This is a genomic window from Bacteroides caecigallinarum, assembly GCF_016902295.1.
GTDB classification, from domain to species: domain Bacteria; phylum Bacteroidota; class Bacteroidia; order Bacteroidales; family Bacteroidaceae; genus Phocaeicola; species Phocaeicola caecigallinarum_A.
Window position 1 is genome coordinate 1 of sequence record NZ_JACJLQ010000084.1, and the last position, 2,848, is coordinate 2,848.

The window sequence follows — 2,848 nt, forward strand, 5'->3', positions numbered from 1 at the left end:
TCGTCACGCCGATGGTACTGCGTACAAGTGGGAGAGTAGGTAGTCGCCGTTTTATAGAGTAGAGCCCTGAAGCATCGCTTCGGGGCTTTTTCGTTGTTATAAGATATAGCTTTTTGTTCTTGTTAATACTAAAATCTTAAACATTCATATAATATGTGTTATATATAATAAAAAAAATACTGTATAGGCACTATAAACTAATTTTTATTGATTAAATTTGCGGTATTATAGAAATATATCAGTAAATAATCTCTATTTATCATGTTAACCCAAATAATTAATGCTCGTATCTTAACGCCACAAGGATGGCTTAAAGATGGCTCTGTTATAATCTGTGATAATAAAATCCTTGAAGTAACTAATTGCGATTTGGCAATTGTTGGTGCAAAGATAATTGATGCCAAAGGTATGTATATTGTACCTGGTGGAGTGGAAATCCATGTTCATGGAGGTGGAAGCAGAGACTTTATGGAAGGAACTGAGGATGCTTTTAGAGCAGCAATCAAAGCACACATGCAACATGGTACAACAAGTATATTCCCTACTCTTTCTTCATCGACTATACCTATGATACGTGCTGCTGCGGCAACTACTGAAAAATTAATGCAAGAACATAATAGTCCTGTTCTGGGTTTACATCTTGAAGGGCATTATTTCAACATGAAGATGGCTGGTGGTCAGATGCCGGAAAATATTAAGAATCCTGATCCGGAAGAATATATTCCATTGTTGGAGGAAACAAATTGTATAAAGAGATGGGATGCGGCACCTGAATTGCCTGGTGCAATGCAATTTGCTAAATATGTAACTTCAAAAGGTGTTCTTGCTTCTGTTGGACATACACAGGCAGAATATGAGGATATTCTGACCGGGTACGAAGCCGGTTATACTCATGCGACACATTTTTATAATGCTATGCCTGGTTTCCATAAACGTAGAGAGTATAAATACGAAGGAACGGTAGAGAGTATCTATTTGATTGATGATATGACTGTTGAAGTTGTTGCTGATGGAATTCATGTGCCTCCTACTATACTTCGTTTGGTTCATAAAATTAAAGGAGTTGAAAAAACCGCATTGATTACAGATGCTCTTGCCTGTGCGGCCAGTGACAGTCAGGAAGCATTCGACCCAAGAGTTATTATAGAAGATGGTGTTTGTAAATTGGCAGACCGCTCTGCATTGGCCGGAAGTATTGCAACTATGGACAGGTTGATACGTACAATGGTCCAGAAAGCTGAAATACCTCTTGAGGATGCAGTAAGAATGGCTTCTGAGACTCCTGCGAGAATCATGGGTGTTTTAGACAGGAAAGGTACACTCGAGAAAGGTAAGGATGCTGATATATTGGCTCTGGATAGAGAACTTAATGTGCGTGCTGTATGGGCTATGGGAGAAATAGTTGAAGGCACAAATAAATTATTCTAAAATCGTATAAACTATAATAATATGCTTACTCAGTTAATAAATGGGCGTATTCTTACTCCGCAAGGATGGATTACAGATGGTTCTGTACTCATAAGTAACGGCAAAATATTAGAAGTGACCAATAGTGATCTTGCTGTAATAGGTGCTAATGTTATTGACGTAAAAGGAATGAATATTATTCCAGGATTTGTAGGTATGCATATCCACGGAGGTGGAGGTCATGACTATACTGAATGTAGCTTTGATGCTTTTAATGCTGCCACTAAAGCACATCTTTTGCATGGTGCAACGACAGTATTCCCAACGTTAACATCTACTTCGTTTGATAATATAATAAAAGTTGCCGGTTTGTGTGAGGAAATGATGAAAACAAATAAGGTGATTCAAGGTTTGCATATTGAAGGCCCTTATTTGAATCCTAAAATGGCAGGCTCACAATGGGGAGAATTCCTTACAGAACCCAATAAAGATGAATATACACAAATTATAGAATCGACTTCATGTATAAGACGGTGGGATATTAGTCCGGAAATTTCTGGTGGATATGATTTTGGAAGATATACATCCTCGAATGGTATATTGACAGCTATAACTCACACTGAAGCAGAATATGAAGATATAAAGAAAGCTTTTGCGGCTGGTTTTACACATGCGGCACATTTCTATAATGCAATGCCTGGTTTCCATAAAAGAAGAGAGTATAAATACGAAGGAACTGTTGAAAGTGTATATCTTACAGATGGTATGTCAGTCGAGGTAATTGCGGACGGAATACATTTACCTGCGACGATTCTCAAACTTGTGTATAAACTAAAAGGTGTAGAGCAGACCTGCTTAGTTACAGATGCTGTGAAATATGCGGCTTTTGACGGTGAAATAGAGGATTCGCGCTATATTATTGAGAATGATGTTTGCAAATTGGCAGACCATTCTTCTTTGGCAGGTAGCCTTGCCACTATGGACAAGCTTGTAAAAACAATGGTGAATAAGGCTGGTATTCCTTTAGAGGACGCCGTAAGGATGGCTTCTGAAACCCCTGCAAGGGTTATTGGTGTAGAAAATACAAAGGGAACACTTCAAAAGGGTAAGGATGCTGATATTGTGATTCTTGATAAAGATGTTAACGTCAGATGTGTATTCTCGTACGGTAAAATAGTTGAAGGTACCAATACTCTGATACATTAATGAATTTAAATTGTTGGAAAGTCTGGAAATTTCATTCTTAGTAGTGAAATTTCCAGATACTTCTGATAAAAATGAATTTTGTAGTAAAAAAAGTTTGTCAAAGTTTTGCTGGTTTCAGAAAAATGCCTACCTTTGCACTCGCAATCGAGAAACAACGATAGCATATAGGATTGATTCGCTAGCTCAGCAGGTAGAGCACAACACTTTTAATGTTGGGGTCTTGGGTTCGAGCCCC

3 protein-coding genes are annotated in these 2,848 nt (G+C 38.0%); all 3 read left to right on the forward strand.

Annotated elements, in window-relative coordinates; translation table 11 throughout:
• The first annotated feature begins 261 nt into the window (after positions 1-261).
• Complete coding sequence (nagA, locus tag H6A27_RS14100; RefSeq protein ID WP_204402736.1) at positions 262-1,428, forward strand: N-acetylglucosamine-6-phosphate deacetylase; 1,167 nt, start codon at positions 262-264, stop codon at positions 1,426-1,428.
• 21 nt (positions 1,429-1,449) lie between these two features.
• On the forward strand, positions 1,450-2,613 hold the full coding sequence (gene nagA / locus H6A27_RS14105; protein WP_204402734.1) for an N-acetylglucosamine-6-phosphate deacetylase: 1,164 nt from the start codon (positions 1,450-1,452) through the stop codon (positions 2,611-2,613).
• 13 nt (positions 2,614-2,626) lie between these two features.
• The coding region (locus H6A27_RS14110; protein WP_204509143.1) for a hypothetical protein at positions 2,627-2,848 on the forward strand (222 nt) is incomplete at its 3' end.

Coding starts and splice junctions, on each gene's coding strand:
- nagA (WP_204402736.1), top strand. CDS start 262: ATGTTAACCCAAATAATTAATGCTCGTATCTTAACGCCACAAGGATGG.
- nagA (WP_204402734.1), top strand. CDS start 1,450: ATGCTTACTCAGTTAATAAATGGGCGTATTCTTACTCCGCAAGGATGG.